At 70.7% G+C, this 21429-nt stretch carries 22 protein-coding genes; 12 read left to right on the forward strand and 10 right to left on the reverse strand.

From position 1 onward, the window contains the following. Positions 1-101 precede the first annotated feature (101 nt). The 8 genes from pgm to R2B38_RS41165 all read left to right on the forward strand — a co-directional run bounded on the left by pgm (position 102) and on the right by R2B38_RS41165 (position 7048). Positions 102-1742 carry a phosphoglucomutase (alpha-D-glucose-1,6-bisphosphate-dependent) gene (gene pgm / locus R2B38_RS41130; protein WP_318020893.1) on the forward strand — a complete coding sequence of 547 codons (1641 nt, stop codon included), beginning with the start codon at positions 102-104 and terminating at the stop codon, positions 1740-1742. Positions 1743-1841: 99 nt separating this feature from the next. Then, complete coding sequence (gene nhaA / locus R2B38_RS41135) at positions 1842-3728, forward strand: Na+/H+ antiporter NhaA (RefSeq protein WP_318020894.1); 1887 nt, start codon at positions 1842-1844, stop codon at positions 3726-3728. Positions 3729-3789: 61 nt separating this feature from the next. After that, complete coding sequence (locus R2B38_RS41140; RefSeq protein WP_318020895.1) at positions 3790-4155, forward strand: hypothetical protein; 366 nt, start codon at positions 3790-3792, stop codon at positions 4153-4155. Positions 4156-4260: 105 nt separating this feature from the next. Next, positions 4261-4425 carry a 50S ribosomal protein L33 gene (gene rpmG / locus R2B38_RS41145; protein WP_200690819.1) on the forward strand — a complete coding sequence of 55 codons (165 nt, stop codon included), beginning with the start codon at positions 4261-4263 and terminating at the stop codon, positions 4423-4425. 95 nt (positions 4426-4520) lie between these two features. Next, on the forward strand, positions 4521-4769 hold the full coding sequence (locus tag R2B38_RS41150; protein ID WP_201051026.1) for a type B 50S ribosomal protein L31: 249 nt from the start codon (positions 4521-4523) through the stop codon (positions 4767-4769). Continuing rightward, on the forward strand, positions 4766-4888 hold the full coding sequence (gene ykgO / locus R2B38_RS41155; RefSeq protein ID WP_014669332.1) for a type B 50S ribosomal protein L36: 123 nt from the start codon (positions 4766-4768) through the stop codon (positions 4886-4888). Before R2B38_RS41150 ends, ykgO begins: the two co-directional genes overlap by 4 nt. Positions 4889-5045: 157 nt before the next feature. Further along, the gene (locus R2B38_RS41160; protein WP_318020896.1) at positions 5046-5876 is read left to right on the forward strand and encodes a PP2C family protein-serine/threonine phosphatase; all 831 of its coding nucleotides are present in this window, start codon (positions 5046-5048) and stop codon (positions 5874-5876) included. Positions 5877-6073: 197 nt separating this feature from the next. After that, complete coding sequence (locus R2B38_RS41165; protein WP_318020897.1) at positions 6074-7048, forward strand: MASE1 domain-containing protein; 975 nt, start codon at positions 6074-6076, stop codon at positions 7046-7048. Positions 7049-7061: 13 nt separating this feature from the next. Here R2B38_RS41165 and R2B38_RS41170 read toward each other — a convergent pair whose 3' ends face one another. Continuing rightward, a complete protein-coding gene (locus R2B38_RS41170; RefSeq protein ID WP_318020898.1) occupies positions 7062-8198 on the reverse strand; it encodes a PP2C family protein-serine/threonine phosphatase in 1137 nt (378 codons plus the stop codon). Between the two features lie 186 nt (positions 8199-8384). On the opposite strand from R2B38_RS41170, the gene R2B38_RS41175 reads away from it, so the two are divergent. Beyond that, on the forward strand, positions 8385-9113 hold the full coding sequence (locus R2B38_RS41175; protein ID WP_318020899.1) for a hypothetical protein: 729 nt from the start codon (positions 8385-8387) through the stop codon (positions 9111-9113). Here R2B38_RS41175 and R2B38_RS41180 read toward each other — a convergent pair. From R2B38_RS41180 to R2B38_RS41205, 6 genes are all read right to left on the reverse strand, one after another. Beyond that, on the reverse strand, positions 9079-9612 hold the full coding sequence (locus R2B38_RS41180; protein WP_033280508.1) for a TerD family protein: 534 nt from the start codon (positions 9610-9612) through the stop codon (positions 9079-9081). The two genes, R2B38_RS41175 and R2B38_RS41180, sit on opposite strands and share 35 nt — an antisense overlap. Positions 9613-9720: 108 nt before the next feature. Next, a complete protein-coding gene (locus tag R2B38_RS41185; protein ID WP_318021919.1) occupies positions 9721-10815 on the reverse strand; it encodes a M20 family metallopeptidase in 1095 nt (364 codons plus the stop codon). Between the two features lie 144 nt (positions 10816-10959). Then, a complete protein-coding gene (argG, locus tag R2B38_RS41190; RefSeq protein ID WP_033280510.1) occupies positions 10960-12405 on the reverse strand; it encodes an argininosuccinate synthase in 1446 nt (481 codons plus the stop codon). 136 nt (positions 12406-12541) lie between these two features. After that, positions 12542-13543 (reverse strand): ABC transporter substrate-binding protein, encoded by a 1002-nt coding sequence (locus tag R2B38_RS41195; RefSeq protein ID WP_318020902.1) that lies wholly within the window; start codon positions 13541-13543, stop codon positions 12542-12544. A 64-nt stretch (positions 13544-13607) separates the two neighbouring features. Further along, a complete protein-coding gene (locus R2B38_RS41200; RefSeq protein ID WP_318020903.1) occupies positions 13608-14669 on the reverse strand; it encodes an ABC transporter permease in 1062 nt (353 codons plus the stop codon). Further along, complete coding sequence (locus R2B38_RS41205) at positions 14666-15484, reverse strand: ATP-binding cassette domain-containing protein (RefSeq protein WP_318020904.1); 819 nt, start codon at positions 15482-15484, stop codon at positions 14666-14668. The genes R2B38_RS41200 and R2B38_RS41205 overlap by 4 nt, the downstream gene beginning before the upstream one ends. Positions 15485-15679: 195 nt before the next feature. On the opposite strand from R2B38_RS41205, the gene R2B38_RS41210 reads away from it, so the two are divergent. Then, positions 15680-16687: a LacI family DNA-binding transcriptional regulator gene (locus R2B38_RS41210; protein ID WP_318021920.1), complete on the forward strand. Its 1008-nt coding sequence runs from the start codon at positions 15680-15682 to the stop codon at positions 16685-16687. Between the two features lie 34 nt (positions 16688-16721). Here R2B38_RS41210 and R2B38_RS41215 read toward each other — a convergent pair whose 3' ends face one another. Next, positions 16722-16937, reverse strand: coding sequence for a DUF4177 domain-containing protein (locus tag R2B38_RS41215; RefSeq protein ID WP_019056094.1), 216 nt, complete (start codon positions 16935-16937; stop codon positions 16722-16724). Between the two features lie 275 nt (positions 16938-17212). On the opposite strand from R2B38_RS41215, the gene R2B38_RS41220 reads away from it, so the two are divergent. Together R2B38_RS41220 and R2B38_RS41225 are read left to right on the forward strand one after the other, a co-directional pair. Further along, positions 17213-17875, forward strand: coding sequence for a DUF6629 family protein (locus tag R2B38_RS41220; RefSeq protein WP_318020905.1), 663 nt, complete (start codon positions 17213-17215; stop codon positions 17873-17875). 239 nt (positions 17876-18114) lie between these two features. Beyond that, positions 18115-18381: a DUF6959 family protein gene (locus tag R2B38_RS41225; protein WP_318020906.1), complete on the forward strand. Its 267-nt coding sequence runs from the start codon at positions 18115-18117 to the stop codon at positions 18379-18381. Positions 18382-18395: 14 nt separating this feature from the next. On the opposite strand, the gene R2B38_RS41230 is transcribed toward R2B38_RS41225, so the two are convergent. Both R2B38_RS41230 and R2B38_RS41235 read right to left on the reverse strand, forming a co-directional pair. Next, positions 18396-19886, reverse strand: coding sequence for an L-fucose/L-arabinose isomerase family protein (locus R2B38_RS41230; RefSeq protein WP_318020907.1), 1491 nt, complete (start codon positions 19884-19886; stop codon positions 18396-18398). A gap of 38 nt (positions 19887-19924) precedes the next feature. After that, a complete protein-coding gene (locus R2B38_RS41235) occupies positions 19925-21226 on the reverse strand; it encodes an MFS transporter (protein WP_318020908.1) in 1302 nt (433 codons plus the stop codon). Between the last annotated feature and the right edge of the window lie 203 nt (positions 21227-21429).

Below are 21429 nucleotides of genomic sequence, written 5' to 3' on the forward strand. Positions count from 1 at the left end.
GGGTTTTCCACAGGCGGAGGGGGTGTACTCGCTAAACGCGCCCCTGACGAGGAAAGATGGGGCCGTACGCGAAGTCGGTCGATACGGAGGAGCGGGCCACCATGGCACACGAGCGAGCGGGCGAACAGGCCCGCGCGGAAGATCTCGTCGACGTAGCCCGTCTGGTGACCGCGTACTACGCGCTGCACCCGGACCCCGCCGAGCCGGGGCAGCGCGTAGCGTTCGGCACCTCCGGGCACCGGGGCTCGTCCCTGGCGACCGCGTTCAACGAGGACCACATCGCCGCCACCAGCCAGGCCATCTGCGAGTACCGCGCGGACCAGGGCACCGACGGCCCCCTCTTCATCGGGGCCGACACCCACGCGCTGTCCGAGCCCGCGAAGGTCACCGCTCTGGAGGTGTTCGCCGCCAACGAGGTCACGGTCCTCATCGACAGCGCGGACGGCTACACACCCACCCCGGCGGTGTCCCACGCGATCCTCGCCCACAACCGAGGCCGCACCTCGGGCCTGGCGGACGGCGTCGTGGTCACCCCCTCGCACAACCCGCCCGGTGACGGCGGCTTCAAGTACAACCCGCCGAACGGCGGCCCGGCCGGCTCCGAGGCCACCTCCTGGATCCAGGACCGCGCCAACGACATCATCGCCGGCGGCCTGAAGGACGTCCGCCGCGTCCCGTACACCCGCGCGCTCGCCGCGCCCGGCACGGGCCGCTACGACTTCCTCGGTGCGTACGTCGCCGACCTGCCCAGCGTCCTCGACCTGGACGCGATCCGGACGGCCGGGGTGCGGATCGGCGCCGACCCGCTGGGCGGGGCGTCCGTCGCCTACTGGGGGCGCATCGCCGAGGAGCACCGGCTCGACCTGACCGTGGTCAATCCGCTCACGGACCCGACCTGGCGGTTCATGACGCTGGACTGGGACGGCAAGATCCGCATGGACTGCTCGTCGCCGTACGCGATGGCCTCGCTGATCGCCCAGCGCGACCGGTTCGACATCGCGACCGGCAACGACGCCGACTCCGACCGGCACGGCATCGTCACCCCGGACGCGGGCCTGATGAACCCCAACCACTACCTGGCCGCCGCGATCGCCTACCTCTACGCCCACCGCGAGCAGTGGCCCGCGGACGCGGGCGTCGGCAAGACGCTGGTGTCCTCGTCGATGATCGACCGGGTCGCCGCCGACCTCGGGCGCCGGCTCGTCGAGGTGCCCGTCGGCTTCAAGTGGTTCGTGGACGGACTGGTCGACGGCTCGCTCGGCTTCGGCGGCGAGGAGTCGGCCGGTGCCTCCTTCCTGCGCCGGGACGGCTCCGTGTGGACCACCGACAAGGACGGCATCATCCTGGCGCTGCTCGCCAGCGAGATCACGGCGGTCACCGGGAAGACGCCGTCCGAGCACTACAAGGGGCTCACGGACCGGTTCGGCTCGCCCGCCTACGCCCGGATCGACGCCCCCGCGAGCCGCGAGGAGAAGGCGCTGCTCGCCAAGCTCTCGCCCGCGCAGGTCACCGCCGACACCCTGGCCGGCGAGCCCGTCACCGGCGTCCTCACCGAGGCACCGGGCAACGGCGCGGCCCTCGGCGGCATCAAGGTGACGACCGCCAACGCCTGGTTCGCGGCGCGGCCCTCCGGCACCGAGGATGTCTACAAGATCTACGCCGAGTCCTTCCTCGGTCCCGACCACCTCGGCCAGGTGCAGGAGGAGGCGAAGGCCGTGGTCGGGGCGGCGCTGGGCGGCTGACCCGGCGGCAGTGGTGCCGGCTGCCGTAGGAATGAATGCTGTGGCAGGCGGTGTTGGGCCGACACGTGAGCCATGACGCACGACGGAAGTGAACCCCGTATGTCCTTCGAAACGACCGACTACACGGGGCAGACCACGTGCGGCGACGAGGCACGCACCCCGCTGCGCGACTTCCTGCGGACCGAGACCGGGAGCGCCGCCGTCCTGGTGGCGGCGGCACTCGTCGCGCTCGTGTGGGCGAACGTCACGCCGTCGGCGTACGAGACGTTCTGGGAGACCCACCTCTCCGTGCGGCTCGGTTCGCACGGGGTCTCGCTCGACCTGCGCGAGTGGGTCAACAGCGGGCTGATGACGCTGTTCTTCCTCGTCGTCGGGCTGGAGGCGCGCCGCGAGTTCGACATGGGCGAGCTGCGCGAACGCCGACGGCTGGCGCTGCCGATGGTCGCGGGGGCGAGCGGCATGCTCGTGCCGATCGCCATCTACCTCGCCATCAACAGCGGGCACGGGACGGCGAACGGCTGGGGCGCGGTGATGTCCACCGACACGGCGTTCGCGCTCGGCATGCTCGCCGTCGTCGGCCGCCACATGCCGCCCGGGCTGCGGGTCTTCCTCCTCACGATCACCGTCGTCGACGACTTCCTCGCGCTCGTGGTGATCGCCGTCTTCTACAGCGACCACATCGCCGTACCGGCACTCCTGGTCGCCGTCGGCATGTTCGGCGTCGTGGTGCTGCTACGGCGGTTCCGGGTGCGCCGGGGCCCGCTGTACGCGCTGATCGGGGTCGTCGCCTGGGTCGCCCTGCTGAAGTCCGGTGTGGACCCCGTCGTCATCGGCCTCGCCATGGGGCTGATCACGTATGCCTATCCGGCGGGGCGCGACGACCTGGAGCGCGCCACCGGCCTGTTCCGGCTGTTCCGCGAGCAGCCCACACCCGAGCTGGAACGTGACGTACGAGCCGGCATCGCGGCGTCGATCTCCCCGAACGACCGTCTCCAGCGCATCTACCACCCGTGGGCCAGCTACGCCGTGGTCCCGCTGTTCGCGCTGGCCAACGCAGGTCTCCAGATCAGCGGGGAGCAGCTCGCCAGGGCCTTCACCTCGCCCGTCGCGCTGGGCATCCTCATCGGGTACGTCGTCGGCAAGCCGCTCGGCATCGTCTCCTCGACGGCGCTGACCAGCGCCCTGTCCCGAGGCCGCATCCGGCCGCCGGTCGGCTGGGGCGCGGTGACCGCGGGCGGCACGCTGGCCGGCGTCGGCTTCACGGTCTCTCTGCTGATCGCGACCCTCGCCTTCGACGGCACCACCCTGGAGGACGCGAAGACGGGCATCCTCAGCGCCGTCATCTGCTCCTTCCTGGTCGGCCGGCTGGTCACGGGAGTGATCGGGCTGCTGCCGCCGCAGATCCGGCCCCGGGTCCTCTTCGGCCGGGCCGAGACCATCGTCGACCTGTCGGTCCCCGTGGACCCCGACCGCGACCATCTGCGCGGACCGCGGCACGCCCCGGTGACCGTCGTGGAGTACGGCGACTACGAATGCCCCTTCTGCGGCCAGGCCGAGCCGGTCGTCCGCGAGCTGCTCGGTTCCTTCGGGGACGAGGTGCGGTACGTGTGGCGGCACCTCCCGCTCACCGACGTCCACGAGCACGCCCAGCTCGCCGCCGAGGCCGCGGAGGCCGCCGCGTTGCAGGGCGGCTACTGGGAGATGCACGACCTGCTCCTCAGCCACCAGGGCGCCCTGCGCTTCAGGGACCTGCGGGCCTACGCCGTACAGATCGGCCTCGACCCCGCCCGCTTCGAACGCGACATGCGGGCCCATGAGGGGGCGGGTCATGTCGCCGAGGACGTCGAATCGGCCGACCTCAGCGGGGTCGCGGGCACACCGACCTTCTTCGTCAACGGCCGCAGACACCATGGCGCGTACGACATCGAGGGGCTGTCGCAGGCGGTACGGGCGGCTCGGGAGCGGGCGGCGGTGGTGGCGGCGTAGGCCTTCCCGCCCGTGGGCGCCCGGCGTGATTCCGGCTGTGCGGCGCTGCCACACTGATCACGTGGACGAACAGGACGCGGGGCGGCGGGCGCACATCGAACGATTCGTCGGCCCGCTGCGGACGAACATGCCCGGCGCCGGAGACTTCAGTTTCGAGGGGATCCGGCAGCTGGGGAACCCGGTGCCGATCCTGGTGCAGAACGACGGCGAGCGTCAGTTGCAGCTGTGGCTGGAGCCGTTCGGCCAGGACTACTGGCTGGAGCCCGGGGAGGCGGTGTACGTCACGTCGTACGGGACGTGGAGCGGCCACCCGTTCGACGTGAGTCACCAGCCCGACTGCCTCACGGTCTGGGCCGAGTCCTGGTTCGCGACGGTCTCCGACATCGACGGCAACGAGTTCCCGCCGGGCCGCCGGGACACCGCCTAGGCCAGCGGACCGGGCCGGGAATGGACCGTGGGTTGCCGGTGTTGAGACGCATGTAGCTGACATGCTCGGGACAAGATCCCGGGATGTGGGCGGAAGGAGGTCCTCATGGCACGCACCACGAACCGTCCCGTCGTCACCCTGAAGTCGACGGCCGGGACCGGCGTCACCTACGTGACGCGCAAGAGCCGTCGCAACGACCCCGACCGGCTGGTCCTGCGCAAGTACGACCCGGTGGCGGGGGAGCACGTCGACTTCCGCGAGGAGCGTTGAGCCGAGGGGCTGTACCACTCGGCAGGTGAAGCGGCTGTCCCACGAACACAGCAGAGCGGCCGTCCGGCGACGGACGGCCTGAGGAAGGAAGCACCATGAGGTCTGGCATCCACCCCGTGTCCCGTCCGGTCGTCTTCCGCGACCGCGCGGCGGACACCGCGTTCCTGACCACCTCGACCGCGCGGTCGGCGCGCACGATCGAGTGGGCGGACGGGAACACATACCCGCTGATCGACGTCGAGATCTCGTCGGCCAGCCACCCGTTCTACACCGGCAACACGCGCGTCGTGGACACCGCGGGCCGTGTGGAGCGCTTCGAGCGCCGCTATGGGAGGCAGTCATGAAGGTCCGCAATTCCCTCCGCTCGCTGAAGGCCAAGCCCGGCGCGCAGGTGGTACGGCGTCGTGGCGTGACGTTCGTGATCAACAAGAAGGACCCGCGCTTCAAGGCTCGCCAGGGCTGATCCAGCGCGTACGACCGGTCGGCCCGGCCCGGCCCCGCTTCGGCGGTGGCCGGGCCGTTGTCGTACCGCCCCCTGTACGTCCTGTTTGTGTGCGTTTCCGAGGGAAGAAAATCCGTTCTTTATGCTTATAGCGGTATCAACCCTCTTGGAGTGGTCAATGTCCCGCAAGCACCCCATGGACGACGGCGACGAACTGCTGGCCAGACTCGGGACGCTGACCGCCCAGGCGCGCGAGCGGGCGGAGCTCCAGCGCTCCCTGCTCGAACTGGCCGTCGCCCTGCAGCGCGGCATGCTGCCCGGCGACATGCCCGTCACCCCCCGGTTCCACATCGCAGTCAAGTACTCGCCCGCCAACCACGGCCTCAACGTGGGTGGCGACTGGTACGACGCCTTCACGATGCCCGACGGGCGCATCGGCCTGTCCATCGGCGACGTCCAGGGCCACAACATCGAGGCGGCCGCGTTCATGGGCCAGGTGAGGGTCGGTCTGCGCGCCCTGGCCTCCGTGACCAGCGAGCCCGGCGAACTCCTCTCCCTGACGAACGACCTGCTCCTGTCCCTCGGCACCGAACTCTTCGCGACCTGCACGTTCATGCGCCTGGACCCGATCACCGGGGTACTGGAGAGCGCGCGGGCCGGACACATACCCTCCGTCTGGGCCACCGCCGACGGCCGCTCCGGCATCACCGACGACGAGGGCGGCCCGCCCCTCGGCATCGTCGCCGGACAGCGGTACCCGGTCACCGAGCACCGGCTCACCACCGGCGGAGTCTTCGTCCTGGTCACCGACGGCGTCGTGGAGGGCCCCTCGATGAGCGTCGACGAAGGTCTCGACCAGGTGATGCGCCTCGCCGGGGTCGCCGCCGTGGCGGGCATGGAGGCGGGCTCACTCGCGGCCGCCGTGATCAAGGGAGCGGAGCGGGTCGGGCACGAGGACGACGCGGCGGTCCTGGTCGTGGGCCATGACGCGCCCGACATCGGGGCGTAGGGCCCGTACCCCGAAGGGGCGTGGGGCGCTGTGTGGATGTGCGGCATCCGCCGCGCGGGCGCGACGAGCCACGACGGCGCGGCAGTGGAACGACGGCGCCACGCGGTCCTGCGGCGGAGCCGCGACCGACCCAGCCGGATGAGCACTCGGCGTACTCGTCGCTCCTCGCCTCGCCGACACGGCCCGGTCAGTGTCTGATGGCTGCTGTGGTGGGTTTCGAGGATCTGCGGCGACCGGCCGGGTACGCCCTCCTGACGCTGGCCGTCGCCGGTGGCTACTTCGCGGCGGGGCGGCTCGGTCTGCTGCGGGAGCTGGTCGTCGAGGGGGCCGTGTTCACCCCCGTCTGGCCGCCCACCGGCGTCGCGGTCGCCTGCCTGCTGATCTTCGGGCTGCGGGTGCTGCCCGGCATCGCCCTCGGCGTGCTCCTCGTGATCATGTCGATCACCTCGCTCCAGCCGACCGTGCTCGTCGTCCTGGCGGGCAACACCGTGGCGCCCGCCGTCGCCTACCTCATGCTGCGCGGGGTGGGCTTCCGCACCGACCTCGGCCGGCTGCGGGACGGCCTCGCCCTGGTGTTCCTCGGCGCCCTCTCCGCCATGCTGATCAGTGCCACCTGCGGGGTCGGAATGCTGGTCGTCACCGACAAGCTGGCCGCCCACTCCTTCTGGCCGGTCTGGCTGGGCTGGTGGGTGGGCGACGCGATGGGCGTGCTGATCGTCACCCCGCTCCTGCTCATGCTGCGTACCGTGCGCCTGCCCCTGGACCTGCACCGGTGGAAAGAGGCCCTGCTGCTCGCGGCCACCGTCGGCGTGATCGTCCCCCTCGTCACCCACAACCGCATCAGCCTGCTGTTCCTGATCTATCCGCTGCTGATCTGGGCGGCGCTGCGCTTCCGCTTCGCCGGCAGCATGCTGTGCGCGCTGTTCGCCTCCGTCATGGCCACCATCGCGGCGACCCGGGAGACGGGCCCGTTCGCCGCGCTGACCCATGTCGAGGTCATGATGAAACTCCAGGCCTTCAACGGCACGATGGCCCTCACCGCCCTGCTGCTGTCCTCGGTCATCACCGAGCAGCGCAACACCCGGCTCTCGGTGGAGAAGGCCTGCCAGGAACTGGCCGAGGTCCTCGAACACCTCACCGCGGGCGACCCGCGCCAGGGCGGCCGCCCCTGACCGGCGCACGCCGTCAGGCGAGCCCCGCGTCGCCCCGCCTGCGCAGCACCAGCAGCGCCGTGTCGTCCCGGGGCATCCCCGCCGTGTGGCGCCGCAGATCGCCGTAGACGGTGGCCGGTACGTCCTTGGGCAGGACATCGCCCCAGGTCGCCGCCCGCTCCTCCAGGGGATAGAACGCGCCGGACGGATCGCGCGCCTCGGTCACCCCGTCCGTGCAGAGCAGCAGCGTGCCGTCCGACGGGAAGTCGAACCATTCGACGGTACGAGGCTCAGGGGCCAGCGCGTCCAGGCCCAGCGGCACGCAGGGTTCCTGCCGGAGCACCGGCTCGGCCCGCTCCTTGTGCAGCAGCAGCGGCGCCACATGGCCGCAGTTGATGGCCTGGACCTCCTGCTCGCCGTCGATGCCCAGGACGATCGCCGTCACGAACCGCTCCCGCTCACCGGTCTGCGCCGCGAAGGAGTTGTGCCGCAGCACCGCCTCCTCCAGGGCGTCGACCACGGCGGTGAGCGTGGGCTCGGTCACTGCTGCCTCGCGGAAGGCGCTCAGCACGGCGAACGCGGCGCTGATCGCCTGGAGGCCCTTGCCCTGGACGTCGGCGATGAAGACGCGGCTGCCGTACGGCGAGGAGACGACCTCGTAGACGTCGCCGCCCACCCGGCTGTCCTCCTCCACGGGCTGGTAGAGGCCGTGGACCAGGAGCTGGTCGGTCATCAGGGGGAACGGGCGCAGGATCTGGCGTTGCAGGGCGGCCGCCGCCGAGCGCAGCCGGGCGATCTCGCTCTCCCAGCGGATCCGCTGCGCAGCCCGCGCCACGCTGAGGCCGTTGAACACCAGGGTGAAGGCGACGACGGCCGCGTCCGCGCCCGCCGTGCCCAGCGGGGTGTCGACGAGGGAGCCGACGATGACGAGCGTCACCCACACGGAGGCGACGGTCGTCTGCCGCACGGTTCCGCGCCCGGCGAGCAGCGCGGGCAGCACCACCAGGAAGGGGGCGGGCCGGGTGTCCCGGCCCAGCGCGATACCGGTCACCGCCACCAGCAGCGTGACGACGACGAGCCAGAACACCACCACGGCCCAGCTGAGCGGAGGCGTGGAGCGCTGCCCTGCGTCTACCACGGTGGAACCGGCCGGATCTCTCGAGGTGCGCACCGGCCCTCCGCTTCCTTCAGTCGTCGAACAACCGTCGGGAAAGCATCCCACTCTTCAATATCAGCCCCACCCGTACCGTCCGCGAGCCGCGCCAACAGCTCAGGCCGACCCGGGACGCACAGAAAGCGCACAGGGGACTACATTCCGATCCGTATGTTTGGCCGATGGTGGGGGAGTTGGGGACCGTTGTTCATCTGGCGCACACTGCGGGGTGAATGGCAGGGCATCGTCGTCGATCCGGTACGACAGCTGCTGCGGCGCGGACTGATGGGGGTGTCCCTGGCGTTCGTCGCCGCCTTCGGCGTCATCTTCTTCCACGCCCTCGCACAGCACCCGACCGGCGCCGAGATCGTGCGGGACATCGGAGGCGTCCAGGGCGACCTGCCCCTGTGGCTCGCCCTGGTGCGCACCCCGATATCGCTGTACGTCCCCGCCCTCGACCTGCCCGTCTGGGCCGGCATCACCCAGCTGTTCCTCGCGTTCGCGTTGGCCGAGCTGGCCCTGGGCAGGGCCCGCACACTGGTCGTCGCCTACGCGACCACCCTGGCCGGCACCCTCACCGTGCGCGTGATGCTGCTGATCGGGCCCGGCTGCGGCGGCATCGGGCTGCGGCCGGAGATCGGGCACGTCCTGGACACCGGACCGTCCGCGGCGGTCGTAGGACTGTTCACGTATCTCGCCGTCGTCCGGCGCGCGCCCGTCGTGTTCTTCCTCACCGGCGGGTCGATGGTGTGGGAGTCGATCGTGAAACCCAACCTGGCGGGCCGCGAGCACCTGGTCGCGGTGGCCACCGCCGTCGTCCTGGGCGTGGTCCACGAGGTGCGCCACCGGCGGCCCACCGTCACGGCGCTGCTTCCGCAGTTCAAGGCGGACCAGCCGGTCAGGGCCGAGACACGCTGCCCATCTCCGCGGTGAACCCCGCCGGTTCGCTGTCGAACCCGCGCACCATCGCGCGGAACTCCCATGCTCCGGAGGCGTCCTTGGTGAACTCGGCGACCGTTGCCGCGGTGGACCCGGCCACCCCCGCGAAGTCGTCCGACAGCAGCTCCTTGTACCCCTCCACGACCAGCGCCCTGGCGTGCGAGAGATCACCGAAGGTCCTGGTCCCGCCGTTCTGGTGGATCGCCACCCCGACGACCACCCGGCCGAACGACGCGGCGAGACGGTCGAGTTCGAGGACCATCACCTCCATGTAGCCGTACCCCTGGCCGCTCTCGCTGTGCCGGCTCATGTTGATCGTGCCGTCCGGCGCCCGGCTCTCGGAGTTGACGACGTACACCGGGCGTCCGTGCGGGGCCTCGGCCGAGTAGGTCGCCGCGACGATGTCCAGATGGCGCGGCTGCTGCCCCCAAGGGCTCGGATCCCAGCGGAGTCGTACTTCGACCTTCCCCGCGACTGTGCTGACACTGCTCACTGAATGCCGCTCCCGTATCAGGCCATCACGGGACGATCCCCCGCATGGTCAAGTATGGCTCTTCGACGGCCTGTTGATGCCGCCCGGACGGACCCGGCAAACCCGGGGTCAGGCGCTCCGGATCGCGTCCACCAGCCCGGCGACGAGGTGCGCCCGCTCGGCCATCGACGCGACGAGCAGATACTCGTGGTCGGCGTGGGCCCCGCCCCCGACCGCGCCCAGCCCGTCGAGCGTCGGCACCCCCAGCGCGGCCGTGAAGTTCCCGTCGCTGCCGCCGCCGACCGCCCGGCCTTCGAGCCCGGGCAACAACTCCCGCGCCACAGCGAACAGTCCGGCCGCGGCCGACTCGGGCATGGGCGGCCGACCGACACTTCCCTCCACGGTGATCACGGCCTCGTCGACATGCGGCGCGAGGGCGGCGAACGCGGCCTCGATCCGTTCCTTCTCCTCGGCCGACTCGACCCGCACGTCCACGACGACGGTCGCCTGCGCGGGAACGACGTTGTCCAATGTCCCGGCGGACGCGACGGTCGGCGTGACCGTCGTGCCCACCTCGGGCCGCGCCAACGCCGCGATGTGCAGCACCTGGTGGGCCGCCTCGACCAGCGCGTTGACCCCGGCCGCGGGCTCCAGCCCCGCGTGCGAGGCCCGCCCCACGACGGACACCTCGAACGTGCCGCATCCCTTACGGCCGGTCTTCACGCCCCCGCCGTCGGCGGCACCCTCGGCCACGAGCACGGCACCGCAGGCGAGGGCGCGTTCCTCGATCAGCGCCCGGGAGGCGCGGGAACCGACCTCCTCGTCGGCGGTCACCAGGATCTCGACGCCGGAACGGTCCTCCAGCGCCGCCAGCCCGTGGATCGCCTGCACCAGACCGCCGAGCATGTCGAAGACACCGGGTCCGGTCACCCGGCCGTCCTCGACCAGGAAGGGGCGGCGCGCGAGGGTGCCCAGCGGGAACACGGTGTCGTGGTGACCGAGGACCAACACCCGGGGTGTCCCACCACCGGACCAGTGGACGTGCGGCCCGCCTTCACTCTCGACGAGCACGGCCCGCCCGCCGAGCCGCGCCTCGATGACGGCGGCGACGGTCTCGGCCGATGTCCGCAGGGCGTCCAGGTCGCGGGAGGGGGACTCGACTTCGACGAGGGTGCGGAGGTCGTCGAGCATCGCGTCGGCATTCACATCGGCGATCTTGTGCATGGTCACGGAGGAAGGCTACGTGGCGGGCGGGGGAGAGGGGTGGGCGGCTTGCGGTCCGTTGCCGCGCGGCCGGCACAACGAAAGGCCGGCCCGACGCCCAACGCGTCGAACCGGCCCAACGGCCTTGCGGATAACGTGAGTTGATCAGTCCGTGCCGGACTCCATCGCCGCGCGGTCGAGCAGCGCGTCGTCCTCGGAGACCTCGCCGCGCGAGGCGATGGCCTCGGCGCCGCCCTCGGGCATGCTGCCGATGAGGCCGGTCGCGGCGGCCTGCGCGGCGCCGATCGCGGTGTTGCCGGTGCCGATCAGGCCGAGGCCGGCGTACTGCTCCAGCTTGGCGCGGGAGTCGGCGATGTCGAGGTTGCGCATCGTGAGCTGGCCGATGCGGTCGACGGGGCCGAAGGCCGAGTCCTCGGTGCGCTCCATGGAGAGCTTGTCGGGGTGGTAGCTGAACGCCGGGCCCGAGGTGTCGAGCAGCGAGTAGTCCTCGCCGCGCCGCAGCCGCAGGGTGACCTCACCGGTGATCGCCGAGCCGACCCAGCGCTGCAGGGACTCCCGGACCATCAGGGCCTGCGGGTCCAGCCAGCGGCCCTCGTACATCAGCCGGCCGAGGCGCCGGCCCTCGTTGTGGTACTGGGCGACCGTGTCCTCGTTGTGGATCGCGTTCACCAGGCGCTCGTAGGCCGCGTGCAGCAGGGCCATGCCCGGGGCCTCGTAGATACCGCGGCTCTTCGCCTCGATGATCCGGTTCTCGATCTGGTCGGACATGCCCAGGCCGTGCCGGCCGCCGATCGCGTTGGCCTCCATGACGAGGTCGACGGGGGAGGAGAACTCCTTGCCGTTGATCGTCACCGGGCGGCCCTGGTCGAAGCCGATCGTCACGTCCTCGGTGACGATCTCGACCGACGGGTCCCAGAAGCGCACGCCCATGATCGGCTCGACGGTCTCCACACCCGTGTCCAGGTGCTCCAGCGTCTTGGCCTCGTGGGTGGCGCCCCAGATGTTGGCGTCGGTGGAGTACGCCTTCTCCGTGCTGTCGCGGTACGGCAGCTCGTGCGCGAGCAGCCACTCCGACATCTCCTTGCGGCCGCCGAGCTCCGTCACGAAGTCGGCGTCCAGCCAGGGCTTGTAGATCCGCAGATGCGGGTTGGCCAGCAGGCCGTAGCGGTAGAACCGCTCGATGTCGTTGCCCTTGAAGGTCGAGCCGTCGCCCCAGATCTGGACGTCGTCCTCCAGCATCGCCCGGACCAGCAGCGTGCCGGTGACGGCACGGCCCAGCGGGGTGGTGTTGAAATAGGCGCGCCCGCCGGAGCGGATGTGGAACGCGCCGCAGGTCAGCGCGGCCAGACCTTCCTCGACCAGCGCCGCACGGCAGTCGACCAGACGCGCGATCTCGGCGCCGTAGGCCTGCGCGCGGCCGGGCACCGAGGCGATGTCGGGCTCGTCGTACTGGCCGATGTCGGCGGTGTAGGTGCAGGGGACGGCACCCTTGTCGCGCATCCAGGCGACCGCGACGGAGGTGTCGAGTCCGCCCGAGAAGGCGATGCCGACGCGCTCGCCGGTGGGGAGGGAGGTGAGGACCTTAGACATGGGAAGATTATGCACCCTCGCGCATGGTCATGCAAAGTCCCTTCTTCTGATACGCCGCCGCCGGGCGCCCGTGAGACAGGAGGGCACCCGGCAGCGGCGGCAGGGGAGTGTGCTCAACACCCCGACTGGTATGTGCTCAACACCCCGCCTTGTAGAAGTACTTGCTGATCTCGGGCTGGTTCATGTTCGCCTTGGTGATGGCGACCATGTTGGTGCCGATCGACTTCTGGACCGTCTTGCCCTCGAACGCGGCGGCGAGCTGGTCGACGGCCTCCTTGCCGATCGCCGCCGGGTCCTGCGCGACCAGGACCTGCAGGGTGCCCGCCTTGAGCGAGGCGATCTCGTCCGGCTCGGCGTCGAACGCGGCCACCTGCACCTTGCCCTCCTTGCCCGCCTGCTTGAGACCGGTGGCTATGCCCTGGCCGGTGTTCGTGTTGCCCGCGAAGACACCGCCCAGGTCGGGGTGGGCCGCCAGCGTCGACTGGATCTGCGAGGCCGCGGTGGCCGGCAGGTCGTTGTCGTAGAGGGTGGGCAGCATCTTGATGTTCGGGTACTTCTTCATCTCCTCCGTGAAGCCCTTGATGCGGGCGTCGGTGGTGGAGACGCCGGGCTTGACGCTGATGACGATGGCCGAGCCCTTCTCGTTCATCAGCTTGGCCAGCGCGTCGGCCGCCACCCGGCCGCCCTTCTCGTTGTCGGACGAGATGCGGGTGATGCCGATCGAGGAGTCGGAGACCGTGGTGTCCACCAGCGCGACCTTGGTCCCGGACGACTGGATCTGCTTGAGCGAGGGGGTGAGCGCGCTGGTGTCGACCGGCGAGATCAGCAGCCCGTCCGGCCGGGTCGCGGCCACCGAGTCGATGAGCGGGCGCTGGACCGACACGTCCCACTGGGCGGAGCCGTCGGCGCTGAATTCCATGCCCTTGGCCTTGGCCTCGGTCTGCGCCGCGCAGGTCATGGTGATGTAGAAGGGGTCGCTCTTCACGCCGGTGATCAGCCGGACCTTCTTGCCGGAGGCCCCTCCTTTCGACCCCGAACTGCCGCTGTCGCTCGACGAACTGCAGGCGGCGGCGCCGGTCAGGAGCAGTACGGTGCCGGCTGCGACCAGTACTTTGCGCGTGATGCGGATGTTCGACATACGGGTGTCCTCCTGGGTGGTACGAGGGTCGGGACGAAGGTCGGGGAGGGGAGCGGGGCGGCGGTCACGCACGCTCTCGGGTCTTCCTGCGCATCTGGTCGATGTAGACGGCGGCGACCAGGACGACACCGACGGCGACGTCCTGCCAGTACTGCTGGACGCCGATGACGATCAGCCCGGTGGTCAGCACCGCGGGGATGAAGACGCCGATCACGGTGCCCAGTACCGACCCCCGCCCGCCGAACAGGCTGGTGCCGCCCAGGACCACCGCGGTGATCACCTTCAGGTTGTCGGTGGAGTGCCCGGCGATCGACGTCGTGCCGTACGACGCCAGCCACATCACCGCGCCGAGACCCGCCAGGAGGCCCATCAGGCCGTAGACCTTGATCAGGTGGCGGCCCACCGGGATGCCCGCGCGGCGGACGGCGGTCGGGTTGGAGCCGATGGCCAGGGTGTGGCTGCCGAACTTCGTGGCGCCGAGGACCGCGCCGAACAGGGCGGTGACGATCGCGGCGAGGATCACCATCCAGGGGATGCCGAGCAACTTGCCGAATCCCAGGCTGTTCTGGAGGTGCGCGGCGGAGGCTCCGGAGGGGTCCTGGCCGCCGGTGGCGAGTTCGGCGATGCCCAGTGCCGCGCCCAGTCCGCCCAGGGTCACGATCAGCGGCGGCACCTTCCCGGTCGCCACCACCGCGCCCTGCAGCGCGCCCCAACCCGCCCCCACCGCAAGGGCGATGACGACGCAGACCGCGACCGTGAACCAGCCGGCGGTGGGCCCGCCGTGATGGATGTTGTACTCACCGGCGGCCACCGCCGCGAGCACCAGCACCGAGCCGATCGACAGGTCGATGCCCGCGGTGATGATCACGAACGTCATGCCGACACCGAGCACCAGATAGATGGCCGCGTTCACGGCGATCTGCGTGATGTCGTACGTGGTGAAGAACTTGCCCGGCGCCGCGATGGTGAAGAACGCGACCAGCGCGACGAGGATCACGAAGGTCCACAACTCGCTGATTCCGGCGGCCCGTCGGAGCCACGGAGGTATCGCGAGGCGTCCCGCGTCGGCCGGGGGCGGCTCCTGTGCCGGGGCGGCCGGCTTGATGTCCTGGCTGTTGGCGCTCATCGCCCGTCCTCCGCTTCCGTCGCGCCGATCGGGTCGTGGTTCCCGTTCGGCGCGGGCTCGTCCAGCGATCCGGTCATGGCGCCGACGAGTTTCTCGATCGTGGCGTCGGCCGCCGTGAACGACGCGACCCGGCGGCCCAGCCGCAGTACTTCGATCCGGTCGGCGACCGACAGCACCTCGGGCATGTTGTGGCTGATGAGGACGACGCAGATGCCCCGGTCGGCGACCCTGCGGACGGTCTCCAGAACGCGGGCGCGCTGGACGACGCCCAGGGCGGCGGTCGGTTCGTCCATGAAGATGACCTTGTTGGCGAAGGCCACCGCGCGCGCCACGGCCACCGACTGCCGCTGCCCTCCTGACAACGTTGTCACAGGAGCCGTTACATCTTTCAGTTCCACGCCCAGTTCACCGAACGCCGCGATCGCCTCCCGGCGCATGGTGGGCCGGTCGAGCACGCCCAGGCGGCCGAGCAGGCCTCCGCGCACAAGTTCCCTTCCCAGATAGAGATTTGACGCGGCGTCAAGATCCGGCGCCAGGGAGAGATCCTGGTAGACGGTCTCGACTCCGTGCCGTTGCGCGTCCATCGGCCCCGTGAACCGGACCGGCGTCCCGTCCAGGCGCACCTCGCCCTCGTCCGGGGTGAGGACGCCGGAAAGTACGTTCACCAACGTCGACTTGCCGGCGCCGTTGTCACCGATCAGTGCGACGACCTCGCCGGCGTAGGCCGTGAAGTCGGCGCCCGAGAGCGCCTGGACATGGCCGAAACGCTTGACCACGCCGTGTGCCGCGAGAAGGGGTTCTCTTGCAGAGGCCATGTTGTGCCTTCTGGTTGGTATCGTTAACAGCTCGTCGATTCTGGGAGGCCCGTGGGTGGGCGTCAAGGGTCGTGAACGAACGGGGATTTGGGCGGACACCGTCGGCCCGTCGGACGGACTCTGGTCCGGTCGCGCTGGATGACCTCGGGAGGACGCGGCGTGACCAGTCGCCCCAGCCGTCCCGGTCGCCCCAGGATGAAGGACGTGGCCGCGGAAGCGGGCGTCAGCGTCATGACGGTGTCCCGGGTGGTCAACGGCGAGGCGGGCGTGGCGCCCCTCACCGCGGCCCGCGTGGAGGCCGCCGTCCGCAAACTGGGCTATCAACGCGACGACGTGGCACGGCAGTTACGCCGTACGGACCGACTGAGCCAGACCATCGGACTGATGGTGGACAACGTTGCCGACCCCTTCATGGCCGCCGTCGCCTCGGCCACCGAGGACGTCGCCCACCGGCGCGGCAACATGGTCCTCATCGGCTCCAGCCGCGCCGACCTCCACCGTGAACGCGAGGTCATCGCGGCTTTCACCGCCCGCCGCGTCGACGGGCTGATCCTCACCCCGGTCGCGGGAGACCACCGCGTGCTGCGCTCGGCGCAGGCGCGGGGCACGAAGATCGTGTGTGTGGACCGGGTGGCGCCCGGACTCGACGTGGACACCGTGGTGGTGGACAACTTCGGCGCGGTCCGGCAGGCCGTACGCCACCTCATCGCGCACGGCCATCGCCGCATCTGCTACCTCGGCGACAAGCCGGAGATCTGGACCTTCGGCGAACGGCACCGCGGTTATCTGGCGGCCCTGGACGCCGCCGGCATCGACGCCGATCCGGCGCTCGTGCGGCACGGATTACGGTCCGGCGCGGACGCGGCCCGGGCCGTCACCGCGATCCTCTCCGCACCGGAGCCGCCCACGGCGGTCCTCGCGGGCAACGAGGTTCTCGCGTTCGGTGTACGGGCGGTGCTGCCCGCCGGCGTCGCGTTCATCGCCTTCGACGACTTCGCGCTGGCCGCGCAGCTGACGCCGCCGGTCACGGTCATCGCGCAGGACCCGGTCGCCCTCGCGACGAGCGCCGCGCATCTGCTGTTCGCCCGGATCCACGGCGACACGTCACCGCCGCGCAGAGTCGTCATGCCGACCGAGCTGATCCCGCGCGGGTCGGGGGAGATCCCGGGCCCCGGTACGCCGATCACGACTCCTCGGCGCTGAGTCCCGTCCCCCGTCCCGCGTACGGCATCGGTGGTTACGCGCGAGGCCGCTCGAAGGTGAGGAGCAGGCCCTCGACCGCGCCGGGACCTATGCGGCCCTTGACGTCGGCGGCGGTGATGGCCTTGAGGCCCCAGCCGTCCTCGGCGTGCTTGTTGAGGACCTTCTCCAGCTTGTCGCTGTCCAGCGCGTCGCCGATCAGCGACTCCCGGAAACTGACGACCTTGTACTCGAACGTGTAGGCGTTGCTCATGGCTGCGGTGTCCTCCTGTGCGTGCGCACGGTGTGCGGTGGGCGGGGTCAGCCAATCACGGGGGGACGTTCCCGCGCAGGCCGGGGGTGGTTTCGTGGCACGGCCGTCAACTGGGCCCGGGGAGCGGTGTGTTGTCCGGGCGGGGCATCGGAGTCGTACTCCCGGGTATGTCATGACCCCGCGCTGCGGCCGTCGTGTCACCCGGGACGCGGCGGGGCGGAGACGTAGCGTGGCCGGTGACCGAGGCGTATACGAACGGATCCCGTGGAGGTGCCATGTGCTGGAGTGCGAAGGCCGACCTCGTGGCGGGCGCGGCGGTCGCCGCCGTAGGAGTGGCGTGCGTGGTCCGGGCGCGCAGGCGGACCGATCTCCCGATGGCCGCGCTGCCGTTGCTGCTCGGCGCCCACCAGATCGTGGAGTCGGCGGTGTGGGCGGCCGACGGGGGCTCGGGACCGGCCACGCTCGCCTGGGCCGTCATCGCCATGCCCCTGCTGGCGGTGTGGGTCCCGGTGGGCGTGTGGTGCGCCGCGTCCCGGCGGGCCCGGCCCCGGATCGGTGTACTGGTCGCGATCGGCGCGGCGACTGCGGCCGCCCTCGCCCACGCCCTGGTCGTACACCCCGTGACGGCCGAGATCCGCGGCCACACCCTCGGCTACGTCGTGGACCTGCCCTACGCCCAACTGGTCATCGCCGGCTACCTCGTGGCGACGATCGGCTCGCTGCTGCTGTCCGGTGAGCGCGGGCTGGTGGTGCTGGGGATCCTGGTCACGGCCGGCGCGATGGTCTGCTGGACGCTGTGGGAGCTGGAGTTCGTCTCGACGTGGTGCGCGGTCGCCGCGGTGTCCTCGCTGGTCCTCTTCTTCTGGGTGAACGGCCGGGACCGGGAGCCGGGGAGGCGGCCCTACGTCGGTGCGGGGCGCGGCGGGTCCACAGGCTGAGGTCGCTGCTCGTGGCGACGGCGAGGGTCTGCCCGGAGGGGGAGAAGTCCGCGGTCGTGCAGCTTCAGCTGGTAAGGGGTGACCCCTCGGAGCGGTCGGCGACGAGGATCCCTCAAGAGGGCGGCGGGAGTCGAACCGAATGCGACGGGGGCCTTTCACGGGTGTCGCTGTGCGGTGCCCAAGTCCCGCCGCGCGCCAAGTCGTTGGTGTCGGCCGGAGATGTCGGGTTGGATGGCCCCATGGAGCGCATAGACGCAGAGCTGTTCACCGACGGCGGGAACGACGCCGTGGTCCGTCTCCCCGGCCGCCGGTTGCCCGGCGTGCTCATCCAGGGCGACTCGCTGCACATCCTCCGCGGCGATGTCGCCGAGGTGGTGGAGGCCTGCGAACGGGGTGACCTGGCCGAGGCGGGGGAGGCGGCGGGGCTGTTGCTGGCGGGGTTCGACGCGCTGCTGAGCCGCTACTCCGTGGCGTTGGAGAAGCACCGGATTCAGCTGCCCCACTGACGGGGAAACCTCGCTCACACCTCCCGGTGCTCGATCCCCAACAGGCTTGCCGCAGCCCGGAAGTCCGCCGTGTGGTGGCCCAGCGCCAGCGACCAGTGGTGGCCTACGCCCGTCGCGCTCCACGCGTCGACCCACTCGCCGGGGTCGCGGCCGAAGTCGACTCGGCTGGTGGTGTTGCCGATGGCGAGGTGCGGTCCGGGAACGACGGTGCCCTCGGACGTGATGAAGGAGAGGGCGCCGTCGGCGTCCTGGCCGAGGCCGAGGAGGGTGACGGGGCCGTGCTGGACGTCAAACTCCACGCTCACGCCCCAGCCGCGCTTGCCGTGGTAGACACCCAGGCCGCGCAGGAGCGGGTCGCGGGCGCTGACCGCGAGGTGGGCGGGGCCGTCATGGCCCATCTCCACCACACCGGCCTCGAAGTCGAGGGCCTGGATCTCGGTGAAGGAACCCCCGGCGCCGATGCTCTGGGTCGCCAACTGGGCCAGGCTCGTGCGGAGTTCGTACTCGCCGGCCGCCGGTACGCCCCGGGCCGTGAGCAGGGAGGCGCCCAGGATCATGCCGGCGCCGAGGCGTTCGTGCAGTTCGCCGTCGAGTCCTCGGTGGTAGTAGGCGAGGGTGTCGAGGCCGAAGTCCTCGACGAGCCGGTCGAGGGCGACGGACACGGTCGCCCCCCACGCGAAGTCCTCGTCGACCACGCTGTCGTCCACGGCGAAGATCCGCCGGGCGATAGCCGTACGTTCACGGGTCTCGGCCTCGCTCACCTTCTCCACCCGGTGCCGTAGGTCGTCGAACTCCAGCACCTCGACGTGCGAGCCGAACGTCGCCGGGAGCAGCGTCAGATCGGTCGACACGTCGAGCATGCCGGGGTACAGATGCCCCATCAGTCCGTGCCGGGCGTGCCGGAGCGAGGCGCGCACGTGTGCGGCGCGGATCCACTGCTCGATGCGCCGCCACGCCGACTCCTGGCGCAGCCAGCCCGACACCGAGCGGAAGGGGATGCCCGCCCGGCGGAACACGTTGCCGACCTCGGGCACCGGGCACTGTCCGCAGTACGCGAGCCAGGCGCCGGTGTCGAAGGAGGCGTGGTCCATCCGCTCGGACGGCTGGAGGTCGATGACCAGGACGGGGGTGTGCGAACGCTGGGCGATCGGCAGCACCATCGACGAGGTCAGATACGTCGTCAGGAACAGCACGATCAAGTCGCAGTCCGCGCGCCGCAGTTGCTCCGCCGCGGCCGCGCCCTCCTGGGCGTCGGAGATGAAGCCGACGTCGGTCACCTCCGCGTCCATCGTCTGGAAGCGCTCGGCGACGTACGCGGACGACTCCCTCAACTGCGGGAGCAGGTCCGGGAATTGGGGCCAGTAGGCGCCGAGACCGCCCGCCACGAGTCCGATCCGGGTGCGGCGGCGAGGCGCCGGGGGGAGCAACTCGCGCAGGGCGGCGGCGCGTTCCGCGGTCATGGTGGTGGGTTCGGTGGTCACGGTCGCGGGTTCGGTCGTTGCCATGGGCGGTGTTCCTTCTGCGCGTCGGAGCTGGTGTGGATTCAGGTGCGGGCCACGCCCAGACCCGGCGCCGGGGCGACGGCCGTGTCGGGGGAACGCCGGATGAGGACATGGATGACGTACACACCCGCGACCCCCGACGCCGCCATGCAGAGCGTGATCAGCCACAGCAGGAGCGACGCGCTGTAGTCCATCAGCGCGGGTGTCACGAACGCGACGCCCGCGAAGACCCCGCGCGACAGGGCGTAGGTGAGGCCCTGGGTGGTGCCGCGGGTGTCCGGCGGCAGCGTGAGCTGCGACCAGACCTTGTAACTGGCCTCCCCGGCAAAGGGGTTGGAGATCTGGTAGAGCACGAAGAAGACGAGCATGCCGACCAGGGCGCCGGCGGTGAGGGAGGCGATGCAGAAGGCCACGACCTGCACGACGGTGAAGACGTAGAACAGCCGGTCGCGCCAGGGGGTGTCGGCGACCCGGACGAAGACGAAGGTCAGGACCAGCGCGATCGGCAGGAAGGCCAGATTGATCCCGGTGGCCAGGCTCTGTGAGGCGCCGCTGACCGTGACCAGGAGGTAGGTGCCGAACTGGCCGAAGGTGTTGGCGCCGATGCCCCAGGTGACGTAGTAGACGAAGGTCGCGACCATCGGCAGCAGGGCGGCGCGGTTCCACACGTTCTTGAGCTCGATGCCGCGCGGGGCGGCCAGCGCGGCTGCCTCCTCCTGCTGGGCCGTCTCGGACGGCTCGGCCAGTTCCAGCCGGGCGCGGAGCAGGAAGGTGGCCAGCGCGGCGATGATCAGGTGGCCGGTGATGATCCGCGCCCCGACCATGCCCGTGTCCGACAGGACGTAGCCGAGGAAAATCACGACGACGATGCCCGCCACCCACATGACCTGGGTGAACGACACGAGGCGCGCCCGGCCGTCGGGGGGTGCCGCGTCCGAGACGACGGCGAGGGACGTCGGCAGGTCGGCGCCGGCGGCGAGGCCGGCGACGAGCACACCGATGAACAGGACGATGTCGTTCGGGGCGAGGGTGATGACGATGGCGCCGATCGCGTAGCAGAGGATGTCCAGGTTGTAGACGCGGCGGCGCCCGAACATGTCGGCGAGCCGGCCGCCGACGAGCGAGCCGACGGCGATGCAGCCGGTGACGATCGCGCTGATCGCCCCGGCCATCCACACGCCCATGTCGTAGTGGTCGCGGTAGATCGCCAGGTTCACGGCGATGCTGACGATGAGCGCGGCGTCGAGGTAGGACGCCATGCCCGACAGGGCCGCGACCTTCCACAAGTGCCTGGGGATGGGCGGCTGTTCCGCGTGTTCCGGTGGGGACGGGAATCGGATCATGATGCGGCTCCTCGCGGCTCTGGGCCGGGGTCGCAGTGAATATAGGGTTCAAAAAACGTTCCAACAACCCCTCTTGCGTGTATCCGAGGGAATCCGGGTCAAGGAGAGCGGGCCTCCTTCCCGGGCTTCGGATCCGGTGCCAACATCGCAGGTGACGGACAGCAGAGCCGACGTAAAACGTTTTTTGATCCGTGAGGGTGACC

Origin of the sequence: Streptomyces sp. N50 (assembly GCF_033335955.1) — a bacterium.
Taxonomy (GTDB): Bacteria; Actinomycetota; Actinomycetes; order Streptomycetales; family Streptomycetaceae; genus Streptomyces.

Excerpts from the sequence above, each read along its gene's own strand:
- R2B38_RS41230 (WP_318020907.1), bottom strand. The coding sequence starts at position 19,886 with ATGGCAACGACCGAACCCGCGACCGTGACCACCGAACCCACCACCATG.
- R2B38_RS41225 (WP_318020906.1), top strand. The coding sequence starts at position 18,115 with ATGGAGCGCATAGACGCAGAGCTGTTCACCGACGGCGGGAACGACGCC.
- R2B38_RS41160 (WP_318020896.1), top strand. The coding sequence starts at position 5,046 with ATGTCCCGCAAGCACCCCATGGACGACGGCGACGAACTGCTGGCCAGA.
- R2B38_RS41185 (WP_318021919.1), bottom strand. The coding sequence starts at position 10,815 with ATGCACAAGATCGCCGATGTGAATGCCGACGCGATGCTCGACGACCTC.
- R2B38_RS41235 (WP_318020908.1), bottom strand. The coding sequence starts at position 21,226 with ATGATCCGATTCCCGTCCCCACCGGAACACGCGGAACAGCCGCCCATC.
- nhaA (WP_318020894.1), top strand. The coding sequence starts at position 1,842 with ATGTCCTTCGAAACGACCGACTACACGGGGCAGACCACGTGCGGCGAC.
- R2B38_RS41150 (WP_201051026.1), top strand. The coding sequence starts at position 4,521 with ATGAGGTCTGGCATCCACCCCGTGTCCCGTCCGGTCGTCTTCCGCGAC.
- R2B38_RS41165 (WP_318020897.1), top strand. The coding sequence starts at position 6,074 with ATGGCTGCTGTGGTGGGTTTCGAGGATCTGCGGCGACCGGCCGGGTAC.
- R2B38_RS41210 (WP_318021920.1), top strand. The coding sequence starts at position 15,680 with ATGAAGGACGTGGCCGCGGAAGCGGGCGTCAGCGTCATGACGGTGTCC.
- ykgO (WP_014669332.1), top strand. The coding sequence starts at position 4,766 with ATGAAGGTCCGCAATTCCCTCCGCTCGCTGAAGGCCAAGCCCGGCGCG.
- R2B38_RS41200 (WP_318020903.1), bottom strand. The coding sequence starts at position 14,669 with ATGAGCGCCAACAGCCAGGACATCAAGCCGGCCGCCCCGGCACAGGAG.
- R2B38_RS41215 (WP_019056094.1), bottom strand. The coding sequence starts at position 16,937 with ATGAGCAACGCCTACACGTTCGAGTACAAGGTCGTCAGTTTCCGGGAG.
- R2B38_RS41220 (WP_318020905.1), top strand. The coding sequence starts at position 17,213 with ATGTGCTGGAGTGCGAAGGCCGACCTCGTGGCGGGCGCGGCGGTCGCC.
- R2B38_RS41205 (WP_318020904.1), bottom strand. The coding sequence starts at position 15,484 with ATGGCCTCTGCAAGAGAACCCCTTCTCGCGGCACACGGCGTGGTCAAG.
- R2B38_RS41195 (WP_318020902.1), bottom strand. The coding sequence starts at position 13,543 with ATGTCGAACATCCGCATCACGCGCAAAGTACTGGTCGCAGCCGGCACC.
- argG (WP_033280510.1), bottom strand. The coding sequence starts at position 12,405 with ATGTCTAAGGTCCTCACCTCCCTCCCCACCGGCGAGCGCGTCGGCATC.
- pgm (WP_318020893.1), top strand. The coding sequence starts at position 102 with ATGGCACACGAGCGAGCGGGCGAACAGGCCCGCGCGGAAGATCTCGTC.
- rpmG (WP_200690819.1), top strand. The coding sequence starts at position 4,261 with ATGGCACGCACCACGAACCGTCCCGTCGTCACCCTGAAGTCGACGGCC.